16 protein-coding genes are annotated in these 15,048 nt (G+C 68.9%); 11 read left to right on the plus strand and 5 right to left on the minus strand.

What is annotated here, in order from left to right:
• The first annotated feature begins 393 nt into the window (after positions 1-393).
• Positions 394-1,182, plus strand: a complete 789-nt coding sequence (locus ACFWTE_RS14375; RefSeq protein WP_378779826.1) for an SURF1 family protein — start codon at positions 394-396, stop codon at positions 1,180-1,182.
• On the opposite strand, the gene ACFWTE_RS14380 is transcribed toward ACFWTE_RS14375, so the two are convergent.
• Together ACFWTE_RS14380 and ACFWTE_RS14385 are read right to left on the minus strand one after the other, a co-directional pair.
• The gene (locus ACFWTE_RS14380; protein WP_378779827.1) at positions 1,158-1,568 is read right to left on the minus strand and encodes a DUF3817 domain-containing protein; all 411 of its coding nucleotides are present in this window, start codon (positions 1,566-1,568) and stop codon (positions 1,158-1,160) included. The genes ACFWTE_RS14375 and ACFWTE_RS14380 overlap by 25 nt on opposite strands.
• A 128-nt stretch (positions 1,569-1,696) precedes the next feature.
• The gene (locus ACFWTE_RS14385) at positions 1,697-3,247 is read right to left on the minus strand and encodes a glycosyltransferase (protein ID WP_378779828.1); all 1,551 of its coding nucleotides are present in this window, start codon (positions 3,245-3,247) and stop codon (positions 1,697-1,699) included.
• Between the two features lie 341 nt (positions 3,248-3,588).
• Between ACFWTE_RS14385 and ACFWTE_RS14390 the strand changes: the two genes are divergently transcribed.
• The 3 genes from ACFWTE_RS14390 (at position 3,589) to ACFWTE_RS14400 (ending at position 6,261) form a co-directional block, all read left to right on the plus strand.
• Positions 3,589-4,344 carry a WbqC family protein gene (locus tag ACFWTE_RS14390; protein ID WP_378779876.1) on the plus strand — a complete coding sequence of 252 codons (756 nt, stop codon included), beginning with the start codon at positions 3,589-3,591 and terminating at the stop codon, positions 4,342-4,344.
• A 115-nt stretch (positions 4,345-4,459) separates the two neighbouring features.
• On the plus strand, positions 4,460-5,173 hold the full coding sequence (locus ACFWTE_RS14395; protein ID WP_378779829.1) for a PIG-L deacetylase family protein: 714 nt from the start codon (positions 4,460-4,462) through the stop codon (positions 5,171-5,173).
• A 104-nt stretch (positions 5,174-5,277) separates the two neighbouring features.
• Positions 5,278-6,261: an NAD-dependent epimerase/dehydratase family protein gene (locus ACFWTE_RS14400; protein WP_378779830.1), complete on the plus strand. Its 984-nt coding sequence runs from the start codon at positions 5,278-5,280 to the stop codon at positions 6,259-6,261.
• Positions 6,262-6,525: 264 nt separating this feature from the next.
• Here ACFWTE_RS14400 and ACFWTE_RS14405 read toward each other — a convergent pair whose 3' ends face one another.
• Together ACFWTE_RS14405 and ACFWTE_RS14410 are read right to left on the minus strand one after the other, a co-directional pair.
• Positions 6,526-6,900, minus strand: a complete 375-nt coding sequence (locus ACFWTE_RS14405; RefSeq protein ID WP_378779831.1) for a DUF202 domain-containing protein — start codon at positions 6,898-6,900, stop codon at positions 6,526-6,528.
• Entirely contained in the window at positions 6,897-7,262 is a 366-nt protein-coding gene (locus ACFWTE_RS14410) for a YidH family protein (RefSeq protein WP_378779832.1), read from the minus strand. The genes ACFWTE_RS14405 and ACFWTE_RS14410 overlap by 4 nt, the downstream gene beginning before the upstream one ends.
• Positions 7,263-7,533: 271 nt before the next feature.
• On the opposite strand from ACFWTE_RS14410, the gene trxA reads away from it, so the two are divergent.
• The 7 genes from trxA to ACFWTE_RS14445 all read left to right on the plus strand — a co-directional run bounded on the left by trxA (position 7,534) and on the right by ACFWTE_RS14445 (position 14,029).
• Entirely contained in the window at positions 7,534-7,908 is a 375-nt protein-coding gene (gene trxA, locus ACFWTE_RS14415; RefSeq protein WP_267947578.1) for a thioredoxin, read from the plus strand.
• A gap of 282 nt (positions 7,909-8,190) precedes the next feature.
• Positions 8,191-9,075: a phosphate ABC transporter ATP-binding protein PstB gene (pstB, locus tag ACFWTE_RS14420; protein WP_378779833.1), complete on the plus strand. Its 885-nt coding sequence runs from the start codon at positions 8,191-8,193 to the stop codon at positions 9,073-9,075.
• A 215-nt stretch (positions 9,076-9,290) separates the two neighbouring features.
• Positions 9,291-10,085, plus strand: a complete 795-nt coding sequence (locus tag ACFWTE_RS14425; protein WP_378779834.1) for a response regulator transcription factor — start codon at positions 9,291-9,293, stop codon at positions 10,083-10,085.
• Positions 10,086-10,477: 392 nt separating this feature from the next.
• On the plus strand, positions 10,478-11,671 hold the full coding sequence (gene pstS / locus ACFWTE_RS14430) for a phosphate ABC transporter substrate-binding protein PstS (RefSeq protein ID WP_378779835.1): 1,194 nt from the start codon (positions 10,478-10,480) through the stop codon (positions 11,669-11,671).
• A gap of 112 nt (positions 11,672-11,783) precedes the next feature.
• Positions 11,784-12,791 carry a phosphate ABC transporter permease subunit PstC gene (pstC, locus tag ACFWTE_RS14435; RefSeq protein ID WP_378779836.1) on the plus strand — a complete coding sequence of 336 codons (1,008 nt, stop codon included), beginning with the start codon at positions 11,784-11,786 and terminating at the stop codon, positions 12,789-12,791.
• Positions 12,788-13,699, plus strand: a complete 912-nt coding sequence (pstA, locus tag ACFWTE_RS14440) for a phosphate ABC transporter permease PstA (protein ID WP_378779838.1) — start codon at positions 12,788-12,790, stop codon at positions 13,697-13,699. The genes pstC and pstA overlap by 4 nt, the downstream gene beginning before the upstream one ends.
• A 114-nt stretch (positions 13,700-13,813) precedes the next feature.
• Positions 13,814-14,029, plus strand: a complete 216-nt coding sequence (locus ACFWTE_RS14445; protein ID WP_378779839.1) for an EF-hand domain-containing protein — start codon at positions 13,814-13,816, stop codon at positions 14,027-14,029.
• 74 nt (positions 14,030-14,103) lie between these two features.
• Here the strand turns inward: ACFWTE_RS14445 and ACFWTE_RS14450 are convergent, their stop codons facing one another.
• A complete protein-coding gene (locus ACFWTE_RS14450) occupies positions 14,104-14,841 on the minus strand; it encodes a spermidine synthase (protein WP_378779840.1) in 738 nt (245 codons plus the stop codon).
• Between the last annotated feature and the right edge of the window lie 207 nt (positions 14,842-15,048).

Raw genomic sequence — 15,048 nt, forward strand, 5'->3', positions numbered from 1 at the left:
GTACTGCCCCGCTCGGCGCCCTCCTCGATCCGGACCTCCGCGTGCCAGTCGGCGACGTGCTCGCCCTCGGTGTCCACCTGGCCCGCCCCCGGAAAAGGGTGGCGAGGGTCGCTCCCGCATCCCCCCTCAAAGTACGGAAGCAACCCTCGCCTGGGAAGCGGCCAGCGACTCCTCCCCCCGGGAGTCGCGGCCTGTAAGGTCTGCCGCGGATCGACCTTGTCGTTCCGCGTTGTTGATGACACTACCCACCCCAACCTCGAAGAACAACCCTCAGTCACGAGAAACTACTTAAAGTGATCGTCATTGCTGTGCAGCCCGCACACCAAGGGCGCCGGACCATCGTCAACCAGGGGTCATGACGGCGTCCCCGGGGACCGCGCATAGCCTGGTCCGGTGAGATCACCGCTCCTCAGCCCTCGCTGGCTCGGCATCCACCTGGCCGCCCTGCTCGTCGTCCTCGTGTGCGTCGCGGGCACCTCGTGGCAGTTCGTCCGCGCCTTCGAACCCGACCGGGGGGTCATCACCAACCCGGTCGAGGACCTCGCCTCCGCCCAACCCGTCTCGGACCTGTTGGAACCCGGCGAGTACATGCACCCGGACTCCTTCGCGAACCAGGCGGTCGAGGCCACCGGCCACTACGACACCGGCGCCCAGCTCCTGGTGCCCCGTCCCGTGGACGGCGTCGCCGGCCACGACGTCATCCTCCCGCTGGTCACCGCGGACGGCAGCGCCGTCACCGTGAACCGTGGCTGGGCCGAGGAGGGCCAGGACATCCCCGACGCACCCGGCGGCGAGGTGACCGTCACGGGCTGGCTGCTGCCGCCCGTCGGCGCCGAGGGCGTCGTCCCCGTCGAGGTCTCCGAGGGACAGGTCGAGCGCATCGCCGCGTCCGTGCTGGTCCAGGAGTGGGACCACCCCCTCTACGAGGGCTACGTCACCCTGCCCGGGCAGGACCCGGCCACGGACGCCCTGGTCCCGGTGCCGCCGCCCGAGCCGCCCACCGAGGTCAGGATCAACTGGCGCAGCCTCAGCTACACGGTGCAGTGGGCGATGTTCGGCGTCTCCGCGGTGGTCTTCTGGATCATCCTCATGCGCCGGGAGCTGGCGGAGGCCCGCTCCCGGCGGGAACGGGCCTCCGAGGAGGAGGGCTCAAAGGGTCAGCCGGCGGTCGCGGGCTCCTGAGCCCGCCCCTGCGCGGCGCGCTCCTTGGCCTGCTCCGACCTGACCACCCGGTGCTCGACCACGAACCCGACCACGGGGACGGTGCCCGCCAGGGCCACGCCGAGGGTGCGTGCCGCGCTCCAGCGCCGGTCCAGCGCCACCCACAGCACCGCGAACACGTACACCATGTAGATGTAGCCGTGCGGCATCGCGATGAACAGCATCAGCGGTGACTCGGGGCCGAACCAGTGCTCCCAGCCCTGCGGCGCGGCCGTCAGGGAGAACCGGGCCGTCTCACCGACCAGGTACTTGGCGGGCATGGCCACGAAGGTCAGCCCCAGCAGGAAAACACCGGTCACGTACGCGAGCACTCTGTACGCCGCGAACGACACACGCCTCTTGTCCACCGCTACCTCACACGCTTCAGAAGACTTCCGCCCCGAGGAGGGTCGGGGGCCCTCCTTGAGGCTAAACGCTGTCCGGGGCCGCGGGCCCCCGGGGTGGCCGCGGCCGGACAATCTCACATCTGCGCAGGTCAGCCCTTGTTGGAAACGCGGTCCGGGCTGCTCCACCGACCGTCGGAGTCGGTGGTCCACGCCTTGGAGATCATGCGCAGCGCGAGGTAGGCGTCCACCAGGCGGATCGGGAAGAAGAGCAACCCGTACAGCAGGTAGGACGGCCGCCGCCGGATCATCGCCATCAGGCACGTGAGCATGTAGTCCGGGATGAACAGGCCGATGGCGATCGCCAGGAGCGGCAGGAACGCCGACACCGCGGTGAAGGCCCCGCCGAAGAAGGGCAGCGTCCCGAACGGCTCTCCGCCGAGCGTGCCCACCAGGACGAACACCCCGATCAGTGTGGTGAGCAGCAGGACCAGGGAGACCAGCACGACCTCGACGATGTAGAGCGTGAGGAACGCCCAGAAGACACTCGGCCAGAATTTGTGCCTGCGGACGGTCTGCCAGAAGCCCAGCGTCCACCGGCTGACCTGCTTGTAGTAGTCGCCGAACGTGAAGGGGTCCTGGCTGTAGGCCTTGGTGTCGGGGTTCATCGAGATGCGGCCCAGACGCTTGTGGTGCACCTCGAAGGTCATGTTGAAGTCCTCGATCACCAGTCCCCTGGGGTTGATGTCGATCTCCCTCAGCGCCTCGCTGCGGTAGACGCTGGCGAAGCCCGGCACGATGAACGCCGTGTTGGCGTGCCTCCAGGTCTGCCCGAACCGCATGAGGTACTGGAGCATGAAGTACAGGCGGTCCCGGTACGCGGAGATCGTCCTGCCGACGACCGTGCGCTCCTTCGGCTTCCACTCCGAGACGACGAACCCCGCGACGGCCGCGACCGTCGGGTCCTCCAACTGCCGCTTCGCCCCCTCCACGTACCCCGGGTCGAGTTCGGTGTCGGCGTCCAGGATGAGGACCCCGCCGTAGTTCTCGGTCAGGGAGAACTCCTCGATGACGGCCTCGATGGCCCCGGCCTTGCCGCGGTTCGTGAGGAGTTCGAGCACGTTGACGCCGGTCCTGGCGGCGATCTCCGCGGTGGAGTCCTTGGAGGAGTCCGAGACGACGTAGATGTCCCAGCGGTTGAACAGGCTCAGCGCGGAGCCGATCGCCGCGTGGATGACGGGCTCCTCGTTGTGCGCGGGGATGATGACCGCGAGGGAGACGCCGGGGACGCCGTCACCGCCGTCGGGGGCAGGAGCGGGGTCGCTCCCGACCTCTCCTGCGGTGTGGTCCCCGGTGACGGAGCCGGTCGCTCCGGCGGTGGCACCGGAGCGCCCGCCCCGGGCGGTGCCCGCCCCGACCAGGACCCGTTCCGGGGAGGCGGGCCGGACGGCACGGCGCCCCCGCACGCGCGGCCGGACCACGGCGCGGACCGAGTCCTCGCCCAGGCGCAGGAGGCCGACGACCGTCCACAGCAGGAGGTTGGCGCCGAAAGCCAGCCACAGGAACACGTAGCCGAACGCGCCCAGACCCGCGGCGGCCGCCATGTCCACGGCGAAGGCGAACCAGTAGACGAAAAGTGAGACGGCGAGGACCAGGGCGATCAACCCGGTCAGCAGACCACCGATGAAACGCGCGATACGCACAGCGCTAGGACCTCTCCGAAAGATATCGGTTTCGGACCGACATTGACCCGCAAAGTCGGTGTTAGGTTGACGCCCTACGATACGGAGTGGTTGACCCTCGTTCGCGTCCTATGTAGGCCACGCAAATCGTATACACGGGCTTGTGTGAGGTGGTACCCATTAGAAGATATTTGTGAGGAGGACCGGGGGTCGGGTACGCCCCTGGTTTATTACGGCTGTCTGGAAACCAAGCCAATCCTTGCAGAGGGTGACCCACGGAGAGAAGGAGAATGCTCGGCGTGATCGGCGGCTCACCATCCCCCTCGCCTGATCCGGCCCGCGACAGGCATGCCTGCGGCCCCATGAGCAACACCGTCACCAGCGATGACATCGAGACCCCTGAGTCCGTCACGCGGGTGGCGCTCCACCAGCCGCACTATCTGCCGTGGCTGGGCCTCATCGACAAGATCGACCGTGCTGACCGTTTTGTCGTGTTAGACACGGTTCAGTTCGAACGACGCGGATGGCAGAACCGAAACTACGTCGCCGGGCGGGACAAACCCGTCCTCCTCACCGTGCCGGTCAACCAGGGCAACCGCGATGACCGCATACTGGACAAGTATATTGACAACGGTCAGCAATGGAGGACCAAGCACTACAAGGCACTCTCGGAACACTGTTACCGTAGAGCCCCTTACTGGCGGGAATACCGCGACGAAATCGCCCACCTGTACGAGAGAGAGTGGGACAACCTCGCGAAGCTCGCCACGGAGACGATCCGTATGCTGATGCGCTGCTACGGGATCGACACCCCGCTGGTGCTCGCCAGTGAGATCGGGGACTTCCCCGGACACAAGAGCGAGCTGCTCGCCCAGATCTGCGCCAAGGCCGGCGCGGACATCATGCTCTCAGGGGACGGCGCCAGGGACTACCTGGACACCGAAACCCTGCGCCGCTACGGGATCGGCGTCGAATGGCAGGACTTCCGGCATCCGGTGTACCCGCAGCACATGCGCGGTGACGTCGGCTTCATGCCGCGCCTGTCGGCGATCGACCTCCTTCTCAACGCCGGGCCGGACGCACTCGACGTGCTCAGGCAGGCGAGAACCCTGAGCTGACCGCGCGTCCTCACGCGGGTCGACGTCCCGACCGCCCCCGCGGGTCACACGAGACCGCTCCACCGGTTCGGGACACCCCCGATCGCCCCACCTCGGCTAAGGACGGGAAACCGGCATGACGACGGACTGGTCACAGGAACGCATTCTGGTCTACGCCCCCCACCCGGACGACGAGACGCTCGGCTGCGGCGGCCTCATGAGCAAGGCCAAGAGTGCCGGCGCCGAGGTGTTCGTCCAGTTCCTCACCGTCGGGGACACCACCGACCAGTCACCGAAGGGCTTCTCCACCGCCGAGGAGCGCTACGCCGAGATCAAGAAGGTCTCCGACCACTTCCGTTGGGACGACTGGCACATGGCCCTCCCCGGGAGCGCCTACCACCTGCGACTCGACACCGTCGCCCGGGTGGACCTGACCCAGCTGATCGAGTGCGGGAGCCCGCTCTCGATCGAGCGGCTCAGGCCGACCGTCGTACTGGCCCCGCACCGCACCAGCTACAACCAGGACCACCAGGTCACGGCCGAGGCCGTGCACACCGCGCTGCGCCCCTCGAACACCGCCCTGCGGCACCACCCGCGCCTGGTGCTGGCCTACGAGGAGGCCGCCGACCAGTGGCGCTCCGAGCCGGTGGCGCCTCCGAACCTCGTCGTCGAGCTGGACGAGCCGCAACTGTTGGACAAGCTTCTCGGCATGGAGCTGTACGGATCGCAGAGCCACAGGCACCCGCACACCCGATCCGAGCTGACCCTGCGCAGCCTCGCCGTGCTCCGCGGCATGCAGGCCGGGGTCGCCCTCGGGGAGGGCTTCCACGTGCTGCGCTGCCTGGCCTGAACGACCGGGACCCCGTCCCGGACCACACACTTCTGCCACACGCGCCCCGCTCGCGCAACTCCGGAAGTACCTCAACGCACATCGCCCGCAGTGGAGGGGAAACCATGAAGGCTGTAGTGACCGGAGGAGCCGGGTTCATCGGCTCTCACCTGTGCGACCACCTGGTCGCACAGGGATACCAGGTGACGGTCCTGGACGACCTGTCGACGGGTTCCACAGCGAACCTCACCCAGGTGGAGGGCTCGCCCGGGTTCCGTTTCGTGCACGGGGACGTCCTGGACAGGGGCCTGGTCGACGACCTGGTCGCGGAGGCGGACACCGTGTTCCACCTCGCCGCGGCCGTGGGTGTCTACAACATCGTCGACAACCCGCTGCGCTCCCTGAGGGTCAACCTGCACGGGACCGAGAACGTGGTGGAGGCGGCGGTCGCGCACCGCGTGCCCTACATGATCGCGTCGACCAGCGAGGTGTACGGCAAGAACGACGCCAACGGGCTCAAGGAGGAGGACGACCGGATCTACGGTTCCGCGACCAAGAGCCGGTGGTCCTACGCCGCGGCCAAGGGGTTGGACGAGCTGGTCGCCTACGTGCACGGCTCCGAGTCCGGGGTCCCGTGCGTCATCGCCCGCTTCTTCAACGTGGTCGGCCCCCGTCAGACCGGCCGCTACGGCATGGTGGTCCCCCGGTTCGTCGACCAGGCGATGGCGGGGGAGCCGATCACCGTGTACGGCACGGGGACGCAGCGCCGCTGCTTCGGCTCGGTGTTCGACGTGGTGCCCGGCCTCCTCAGGCTGATGGAGACCCCGGAGGCCTTCAACCGGGCCGTCAACCTCGGCGGCCACGAGGAGATCTCCATCAAGGGCCTCGCCGACCGGGTCGTGGAGCTCACCGGCTCCGCGAGCGCGATCACCTACATCGACTACGAGGAGGCCTACGGCGAGGGCTACGAGGACATGCAGCGCCGCTACCCGGACACGTCGCTGGCAGGGCGCCTGATCGGCTACCGGCCCGAGCGCGACCTCAACGACATCATCCGGTCGATCGTCGAGCACCGGAACACGCCGCGGGCCGTGCCCGCCCCCGCCTAGGGCCTCCTCCCGCACGACCGGCACGGGGCGCCTCCCCGCCCCCGCCGGCCCCGACAACGTGACGGCACCCCGGCGACGAGAGGACCGGTCTCCGGTGCCATGACGGTGGCAGCCCGCCTCGGCGGGCTCCGGCGCGCTCCACGCCCGCAGAGGGCAGGAGCGACAGCGCCGGGCTCTTCGCCACCCGGCCCGAACAGGGCATAGGAGCGACAGATCAGGGCGGACGGCCCGTACCGCGAGGCGCCGGAACGGTCCGCGCCCCGGTCAGAGTCCCAGCAGCTCCGTCAGTACCAGGACCACGCACAGCGCCAGCACCGCCGAGCACAGGAGCGCCATCGCCCACGGCCGGGCCACGGTCAACGGGGGCCCGCCCCTCCCCGGCTCACGGGTGCCGTACACGGTGCGCCGCCAGCGCATCCACAGGTGCACGCCGAGCACGGCGCACACGAGCAGCAGCGCGGCCGTCGTGGCCACGCGCACCGACGGGGACGCTCGGAGGGCGGTGGCGGCCTCGCTCGTGAGCGCACCGCGCAGGAACAGCAGCCCCACCACGACGAGCAGGATGAGCGTTCGCTGCCAGGACAGCAGGGTGCGTTCGGGCTGGAGCCCGGGGTCGTCGCGTTCGACGGGCTCGCTCACAGGAGGTTGCCGAGCAGGACGAGGGCGCACACCAGCCCCACCGCGAACGTGGTGACCAGGGGAAGCAGGCTCAGCCGCAGAGTCCCGCCCCTGCTCATGATTTTCTGCACGCGGTACCAGCGCAGCGGCGCGTAGACCGTGATGATCCCGGCCAGCACCGCCAGGAGCAGACCGACCGCGGTGCGGGGCCATTCCGCCCAGCCGAGGGGCAGCAGGTGCAGGACCGCCACGGCGCCGGCGAGGAGGGCCAGGGAGGTCCTCACCCAGGCGAGGAAGGTGCGCTCGTTCGCGAGTGTGAACCGGTAGTCGACGGGCCGGTCCGGCGCGTCGCTGCCAGGTCCTGTGGAGTCCTTCACGCCCACCCCCGTCCGCCCGGCACTTCCCGGTTTCCGTCCCCGTCCGGTCACGGTGCCACACAGTGGAACCGTGCCCCGCCTCGACACTAGCCGCCGGTCGCCTTTCCTCCCAAACAGGTATGCAACACGTGTTGTGTTGGAAATCGCCCATCTGGAACAGGGGCCCGACCCACCGCGCAGGCATGCGGAACAAACGAGTGGGCACGACCGCTGTAGGACTGAGAGATGGCGGTTGGCCGACGGTCGACTCCAACCAACGAAGAGATCAGGAGACCACGTGCCCACGGTCGAGCTCACCAAGGACAACTTCGCGGAGACGCTGAAGGACAACGACTTCGTCCTCATCGACTTCTGGGCGGACTGGTGCGGTCCCTGCCGGCAGTTCGCCCCGGTCTTCGAGAAGTCCGCGGACACCCACACCGACATCGTGCACGCCAAGGTGGACACAGAGGCGCAGCGCGAACTGGCCTTCGAGTTCAAGATCCAGTCCATCCCGACGCTGATGATCGTGCGCGAGCGCACCGTCATCTACAACGAGCCGGGTGCCCTGCCCTCCGAGGCGCTGGAGAGCCTGATCACCCAGGCCAAGGAACTGGACATGGACGAGGTACGCCAGAAGATCACCGAACAGGGCGGCGACGCCCCGGAGTAGCCGGGGGTACCGACAGGCCCCACGCCCGGCCCTCCCGTGACAACGGCGGGGCCGGGCGTTCGCGTGCCCGAAGACGGGCCCGCCACGCCCGTGCACGCCTTCGGTGACGGGTGGACCACGTTCGGCGTTCGGAACGCCTCCGAGTCCACCGCCCACGTTCACCTTGACCACGAGGATCGTTCACCCGGGCTTCATGTGGACGGATTTGCATGGGATTCGACCGCGCTCCGCCGGTTCTACCCCCCCTGACCGCGCAGCACCGTCCGACCCGGAAGTGGACACATGTCTGTCAGCAACACCGCGACCCCTCGCGGCACCGATCGCGGCACCGAGTCCGGTCGCGGCGTCGCACCCGACACCGTCCGGTACAACCGGGAGGTCCCGGATCTCGGAGACCCCGTCTTCGACGTCTCCGGGCTCTCGATCTACTACGGGTCCAACAAGGCCGTGCGCGACGTGGACCTCAAGGTCGGACCGCGTCAGATCACCGCGATGATCGGCCCGTCCGGTTGCGGGAAGAGCACCGTCCTGCGGACGCTCAACCGGATGAACGACCTCATCCCCGGAGCGCGCATCGAGGGCCGGGTGACCTACCACGGCGAGGACCTGTACGCCTCCGAGGTGGACCCGATCGAGGTCCGCCGCCGGATCGGCATGGTCTTCCAGAAGCCCAACCCGTTCCCGAAGTCGATCTACGACAACGTGGCCTACGGCCCGCGCATCAACGGCGCCCGGGGCAACATGGACGACCTGGTCGAGGAGACGCTGACCAAGGCCGCCCTGTGGGACGAGGTCAAGGACAAGCTCAAGGAGAGCGCCTTCGCCCTCTCCGGCGGCCAGCAGCAGCGCCTGTGCATCGCGCGCACGATCGCGGTGAACCCCGAGGTGATCCTGATGGACGAGCCGTGCTCCGCGCTCGACCCCATCGCGACCCTCAAGATCGAGGACCTGATGTACCAGCTGGCCAGCGAGTACACCATCGTCATCGTGACCCACAACATGCAGCAGGCGGCGCGGGTGTCCGACCGGACCGCGTTCTTCACCGCCGGTGTGGACGACGAGGGCGACCGCTACGGCAGCCTGGTCGAGTACGACGAGACCACCACGATCTTCAGCAAGCCCTCTGACCAGCGGACCGAGGACTATATCGCTGGCCGCTTCGGCTGATCGACCTCACCGCTCCGCGGTCCCCTCCGGGGCGACCAGCGATCGTGGGCCGCTTCGGCTGATCGACCCCCTCCGGGGCGACCAGCGATCGTGGGCCGCTTCGGCTGATCGACCCCCTCCGGGGCGACCAGCGATCGTGGGCCGCTTCGGCTGATCGACCTCACAGGTCCCCTCCGGGGCGTCCCTCCCCCGCACCTTCGACGAAGTGGACCCCCATGCCCGCGCTCACGCCCTCCGCGTCCGTCCCTCCTGTTTCGGGTGCCCTGGGGGAGACGGACCTGGTGGAGCGCGCGGACCGTTGGGAGGGCCCGCTGCGCGTGCTGCTGGTCGAACCGGAGTCGGAGCAGTCCCATCAGCTGGTGCTGTCGCTGAGCGGTCACGACGTGGACATCACCGTGTGCGTCGACGGTGCGGAGGCGCTGCTGCGGGTGGGGATGATGCGGCCGGACACGCTGGTGACCAGCGCGACCCCGCCCGAGGTCGATCTGGAGACGCTGGTGCGGGTCACCCGCCGGGCGACCGAGATCCCGATACTCATCGGGGTGGGGCCGGGCGACTCCCAGCGGGCGATGCGGGCTCTGGCGGCCGGTGCCACGGCGTGCGTGAGCCGCCCCTACCGGATCCCCGAGCTGGCGGCCCTGCTGCGCGGCTCGCTTCCCGGCGCGGACGGGGCCGGCCCGGAGCACGGAGCTCCGTCCGCCGCGCTCCGCTCGGGCGCGCTGGAGCTGGACGCCCTGGGGCACCGGCTGTTCGTGGACGGCAACCCGGTCAACCTGGCCCTGCGGGAGTTCGGGATCATGGACTTCCTGCTGCGCAACAACGGGCGGGTGGTCAGCCGCGAGGAGCTGTGGACCGAGGTGTGGCACAAACCCCTGCCGCCGGTGAACAACACGATCGCCGTGCACATCCGCCGCCTGAGACACAAGCTGGGTGACTCCGAGGCACAGCCCCGGTTCATCCACACGGTGCGCGGAATCGGGTACCGGCTCGACACCGCGAATGGTGGTTGAGCAAATGTAGAACGCTGCTGACGAACACCCAGGGTCCTCCGGCAGACACCGGAGCGACCCCATTGTTCATCTTGGCGTCACTTTGCTGGCAGACACACGTGAAGGTGAACCCCCGGGCAACCGGGCACGTCACCTTCCTTGCCGGTCGGTCACGGGCGAACCCGCGTGGAGGTCGGCATACCCGCAGGTCATCACCGTGCGTTCCGGGAAGATGACAGAAGCCGACAATAGCCGAAAAACTCTGACGTTATTAAACGGTTACCTCCATTCACTCCGCATTCACCCGCCTTCTACCATCCAGCCTTCATTTCGATGTCGGCGCGACTTTCTGCGCACTTACTGTCGTTTTACGTCAGCCCCGACAGCGGTGATTCAACGAGGAGAACTACGACATGCGCAACGGGCGTTCCAAGCTCGCCGTCCTGGCAGCCATTCCCCTGCTCGCCACGGCGTGCGGTGGTGGCGGCGACGCGGCAGGTGACGGTGCAGATGGTGGTGGTGGCGGCGGCGATCTCAGCGCACAGCTGACCGGCGCCGGAGCCAGCTTCCCCGATCCCCTGTTCCAGGACTGGATCTACACCTACTCCGGCGAGGTCCAGCCCGGGGTCAGCGTCAACTACCAGAGCGTCGGCTCCGGTGCGGGCGTCGAGCAGTTCCTTGAGCAGACCGTCGACTTCGGCTCCTCCGAGGAGTTCCTGAGCGACGACGAGCTGGCAGCCGCCTCCGAGGCCCGCGGCTGCGAGGCCGTGCAGTTCCCGGTGGTGTTCGGCGCGGTCGTGATCGCTCTGAGCGACCCCGCGCTGGACGGTCTGATCCTGGACGCGGAGACCCTCGCCGGGATCTACTCCACCGACATCACCAACTTCAACGACCCGGCCATCGCCGAGCTCAACCCGGACATGGACCTGCCCGACGAGGAGATCATCCCCGTCCACCGTTCCGACGGCTCGGGCACCACCTACGTGTTCTCGCACTACCTGACGACCGAGGTCGAGTCGTGGGCGGACGAGTACGGCGAGGGCAAGGAGCTGACCTGGGCCGACGGCCTGGTCGGCGGCCAGCAGAACGACGGCGTCGCCCAGGGCATCACCCAGAACCCGGGCGGGCTGGGCTACGTCAACCAGTCCTTCGCCCAGGAGGCCGACCTGGCCGTCGCCCACATCGTGAACGCGGACGGCACCCCGATCGAGCCGACCCTGGAGTCCACCATCGCGGCCTCCGGTGAGGCCGACATCCCGGACAACTTCCAGTTCGCCATCGACGGCATCGGCGGCGAGGGCTACCCGATCGCCGGGTCCAACTGGATCTTCACCTACACCTGCGGCTACGAGGACGCCTCCAGCGAGGCGATCATCGACTTCTGGACCTGGGCCCTGACCGACGAGGGCGCCCAGGAGCTCTCGGGCGAGCTCGGCTACGCCCCCCTCAGCGACGAGCTGACCGACCGCGTCATCGCCGAGCTGGAGAAGACCAACTCCGAGAACGGCGGCGGCGAGGCCGACGCCGGTGCCGACGAGGACGCTGACGCCGATGCTGACGCTGACGCCGACGCCGGTGCCGACGAGGACGCCGAAGCAACGGAGTAACCCTCCACCGGGGCCGGGGTCGTCGTACCCCGGCCCCGCCCCCGTCCCCCGCCGCCCAGAGGTGCCGGGGCGGCCGCTCTCCACTCCCACGAAAGCCACAGAGGAGAAGCACATGTCCACCGAGGCCCCCGAGGCCCCACAGGCCCCCGAGGACCCCCGGCGGGGGACGCTCACGTCCGGCAAGGGGCGCCTGGCAGACCCGATCTTCAAGGGCCTCGTAGCGGCCTGCGGCACCATCGTGCTGATCATCCTGGCGCTGATGGTCATCCGGACGACGTCCGAGGCCTGGCCCGTCTTCGCGAAGGAGGGCTTCTTCGGCTTCCTTCTGGGGCAGGAATGGAACCCCGGCGGCTCGCGCACCGAGATCACCGGCACCTACGGCGCCTGGCCGTTCATCTACGGGACCCTGGTCACCGCGGTGATCGCGATCGCCATCGCGCTGCCGCTGGCGATCATGGTCGCCGTCTACCTGACCCACCTGGCACCGCGCCGCATCGCCAAGCCGCTGTCCTACACGGTCGAGCTGCTCGCCGCGGTGCCCAGCGTCATCTTCGGCCTGTGGGGCCTGCACTGGTTCCTGCCCAACGTCATGCGGCCCTTCTTCGACTGGCTCGAAGGGTCCATGGGCTGGTTCTTCCTCTTCGAGGGCCCGGTGCGCGGCGTCGGCTACCTCCCCGCCGGCATCGTCCTGGCCATCATGATCCTGCCGATCATGACCGCCATCATCCGCGAGGTGGTCGCCGTCCAGCCGCTGGAACAGCAGATGGCGGCCTACGCGCTCGGATCCACCCGGTGGGAGGTCATCACCAAGGTGGTCCTGCCCTCCAGCTTCTCCGGGATCGTGGCCGCGGCCATGCTGGGCCTGGGCCGCGCCCTGGGCGAGACCATCGCCGTCCTGATGCTGATCGGCGGGTCCCAGGGCTGGGGCGCCAGCCTGTTCGGCACCGGAAGCAGCATGGCCTCGCACATCGCCGCGACCTTCGGCGAGTCCACGCCGGAGAGCCGGATCGCGCTCATGGCGATCGGCGTCGCGCTGTTCCTCGTCACGATGATCGTCAACATCCTGGCCCGCGTCATCGTCTGGCGCCTGGGGCAGTTCAAGGGGGACGCCGCCGTATGAGCACCACGACCACCACCCCTCCGGCCGCACGGCCCGCCCCGCTGAGCCAGCGCTCCCCCGGCTCCGGGTTCCGCAAGTTCAAGAACAGTTCCGCGACGGTGGTCCTGACCGCCGCGATGGTCCTCGCCATGATCCCGCTGGTCCTCATCATCTTCGAGGTCACCCGGCGCGGCATCGGCGTGGTCAACCTGGACTTCTTCACCCAGACCGAGCCCCCGCCCCGCCGCGAGGGCGGCGGCTACGCGGCCGGTTTCGTCGGCACGCTGTACATCATGGCGCTGGCGGTCCTGATGTCGATCCCGTTCGGCATCGCGACGGCGGTCTACATCGTGGAGTACGGGCCGAACCGCCTGACCTCCTCGATCCGCTTCTTCACCGACGTGATGACGGGCATCCCGTCGATCTTCGTCGGCCTCTTCGTGTACGGCCTGCTGGTGATCGGCTGGGGCGGAATGGGCTTCGGCACGTTCGTCGGCGCGGTGGCGATCGCGGTCATGATGCTGCCGATCGTGACGCGCTCGGCGGAGGAGATGCTCCGTCTGGTGCCCAACGAGCTCCGCAACGCCAGCTACGGCCTCGGGGCTCGCAAGTGGCAGACGATCGTGCACACGGTGCTGCCCGCCGCCGCGCCGGGTCTGGCCACCGGCTCGATGCTGGCGGTCGCCCGCGGTATCGGTGAGACCGCGCCGCTGCTGCTGACCGCGTTCGGTTCGGGACTGGTCGTCACGGCGATGCAGGGGTCCGCGCAGGGCGCCGTACCGATGCAGCTGTACCGGGGCGCTGCCCAGCCCTTCGAGGCCGGTGTCGACCGTGCCTGGGGCGCCGCGCTGTGCCTGTTCGTCCTGGTCGTGCTGTTCACGATCGTCGCCCGGTGGATCGGCTCGCGGGCGTCCGTGGGTTCCCGCTAGACACCCACGGGGGTAGGGATCCAGGGGCCGCGCCGGTGTGCGCGGCCCCTTCCGCTTCCCCCGGGCCGGCCGATAGCCTTTTCGCCGAACACACCCCGACCCCTGGAGCCACAGATGCCCACCACCGAGTACGCGGCCACGTTCGCCCTCGTCGACACCGACGGCGACGGGCTCATCTCCGCCCAGGAACTGGCCTCCCTCATGCACAACATCGGCGACGAGTGCACCGAGGAGCAGGCCGCCGAGGTGGTCCGCTCCATGGACAGCGACGGCGACTCCCGGATCTCCCTGGAGGAGTTCGCCGGCTACATGGCGCAGAACAAGGCCTGAGACCCGGTGTCACCGGTGTCCGGCGCGGCCCTCCGCCGGAGGGCGGACCCGGCCGCGCCGGCCCGGTCCGGCGGCTACGGGGCCTTGGGGCCGCTGGCCAGGTAGACGACGTCGGGCACCCTGTGCGAGACCGTCACCTCCATGACCTCGACCTCCGCGAAGTGCTCGCGCAGCAGGACCTCGAAGCTCTCCACCTCGTTGGCGCTCCAGAAGGCCAGCACCCCGCCGGGGGCCATCAGGCGGGTGAGCTGTTCCAGCCCCGCCGCCTCGTAGAGGCGGTTGTTGTTCTCGACCACCGTCCAGTCGGGGCCGTTGTCGGTGTCCAGGCAGATCACGTCGTAGCGGGGAGGCTTCGCCTTCGCGGACGCCCCGGCCAGCCACGCCACGATGTCGGCGTTGTGCACCCGGCAGCGCGGGTCCCGGTGGACGTAGTCGGCGGCCTCGCCCAGTTCTCCGTCGTGCCAGGCGATCACCTGGGGTTCGAGTTCGACGACGTCCACGAGCGACACCTTCGGGTTCTCCAGGGCCTCCCTCGCCGAGAAGCCCACACCCAGCCCCCCGATGAGGATGCGGGCGCGGGAGCGGCCCTCCGGCAGGCCCGCCAGTCCGGCGCGCACCATCTCCCTCTCCGAGGTGCCGTCGCGGGTGTCCATGAGGAACAACCCGTTGGAGTAGATCTCGTAGTGGGCTCCCACACGGCGGAGCACGAGGTCTCCCCCGGTCTCCCCGGTCACCCTGGCGAGGGTGACCGCGCCGTCTTCCAGTGCGGAGAAGTCCGTGGAGGGGGCGGTGTCCGGGATTCGCTGGTTCATCTCCACATTGTGCCCGTGCCGACCCACCACCGGTGCACTCCTCCGTCCGGGAGGCCACCCCGGACGCCCGGAAACCCGTAGCGCGGGAAAGTTCCCGCAGTGTTGCATCCGTGATGCAATCGGTGCCTTTGTGACGCTGGCAACAACGCCTCGGCTGGGCACGATGATCGCTACCAGACCACCGGACCCTCCCCGGCGGTTGCCAGC

Source organism: Nocardiopsis sp. NPDC058631 (assembly GCF_042716955.1).
GTDB lineage: Bacteria > Actinomycetota > Actinomycetes > Streptosporangiales > Streptosporangiaceae > Nocardiopsis.

Excerpts from the sequence above, each read along its gene's own strand:
- ACFWTE_RS14390 (WP_378779876.1), top strand. The coding sequence starts at position 3,589 with ATGAGCAACACCGTCACCAGCGATGACATCGAGACCCCTGAGTCCGTC.
- ACFWTE_RS14395 (WP_378779829.1), top strand. The coding sequence starts at position 4,460 with ATGACGACGGACTGGTCACAGGAACGCATTCTGGTCTACGCCCCCCAC.
- ACFWTE_RS14400 (WP_378779830.1), top strand. The coding sequence starts at position 5,278 with ATGAAGGCTGTAGTGACCGGAGGAGCCGGGTTCATCGGCTCTCACCTG.
- pstB (WP_378779833.1), top strand. The coding sequence starts at position 8,191 with ATGTCTGTCAGCAACACCGCGACCCCTCGCGGCACCGATCGCGGCACC.
- ACFWTE_RS14425 (WP_378779834.1), top strand. The coding sequence starts at position 9,291 with ATGCCCGCGCTCACGCCCTCCGCGTCCGTCCCTCCTGTTTCGGGTGCC.
- pstS (WP_378779835.1), top strand. The coding sequence starts at position 10,478 with ATGCGCAACGGGCGTTCCAAGCTCGCCGTCCTGGCAGCCATTCCCCTG.
- pstC (WP_378779836.1), top strand. The coding sequence starts at position 11,784 with ATGTCCACCGAGGCCCCCGAGGCCCCACAGGCCCCCGAGGACCCCCGG.
- pstA (WP_378779838.1), top strand. The coding sequence starts at position 12,788 with ATGAGCACCACGACCACCACCCCTCCGGCCGCACGGCCCGCCCCGCTG.
- ACFWTE_RS14445 (WP_378779839.1), top strand. The coding sequence starts at position 13,814 with ATGCCCACCACCGAGTACGCGGCCACGTTCGCCCTCGTCGACACCGAC.
- ACFWTE_RS14450 (WP_378779840.1), bottom strand. The coding sequence starts at position 14,841 with ATGAACCAGCGAATCCCGGACACCGCCCCCTCCACGGACTTCTCCGCA.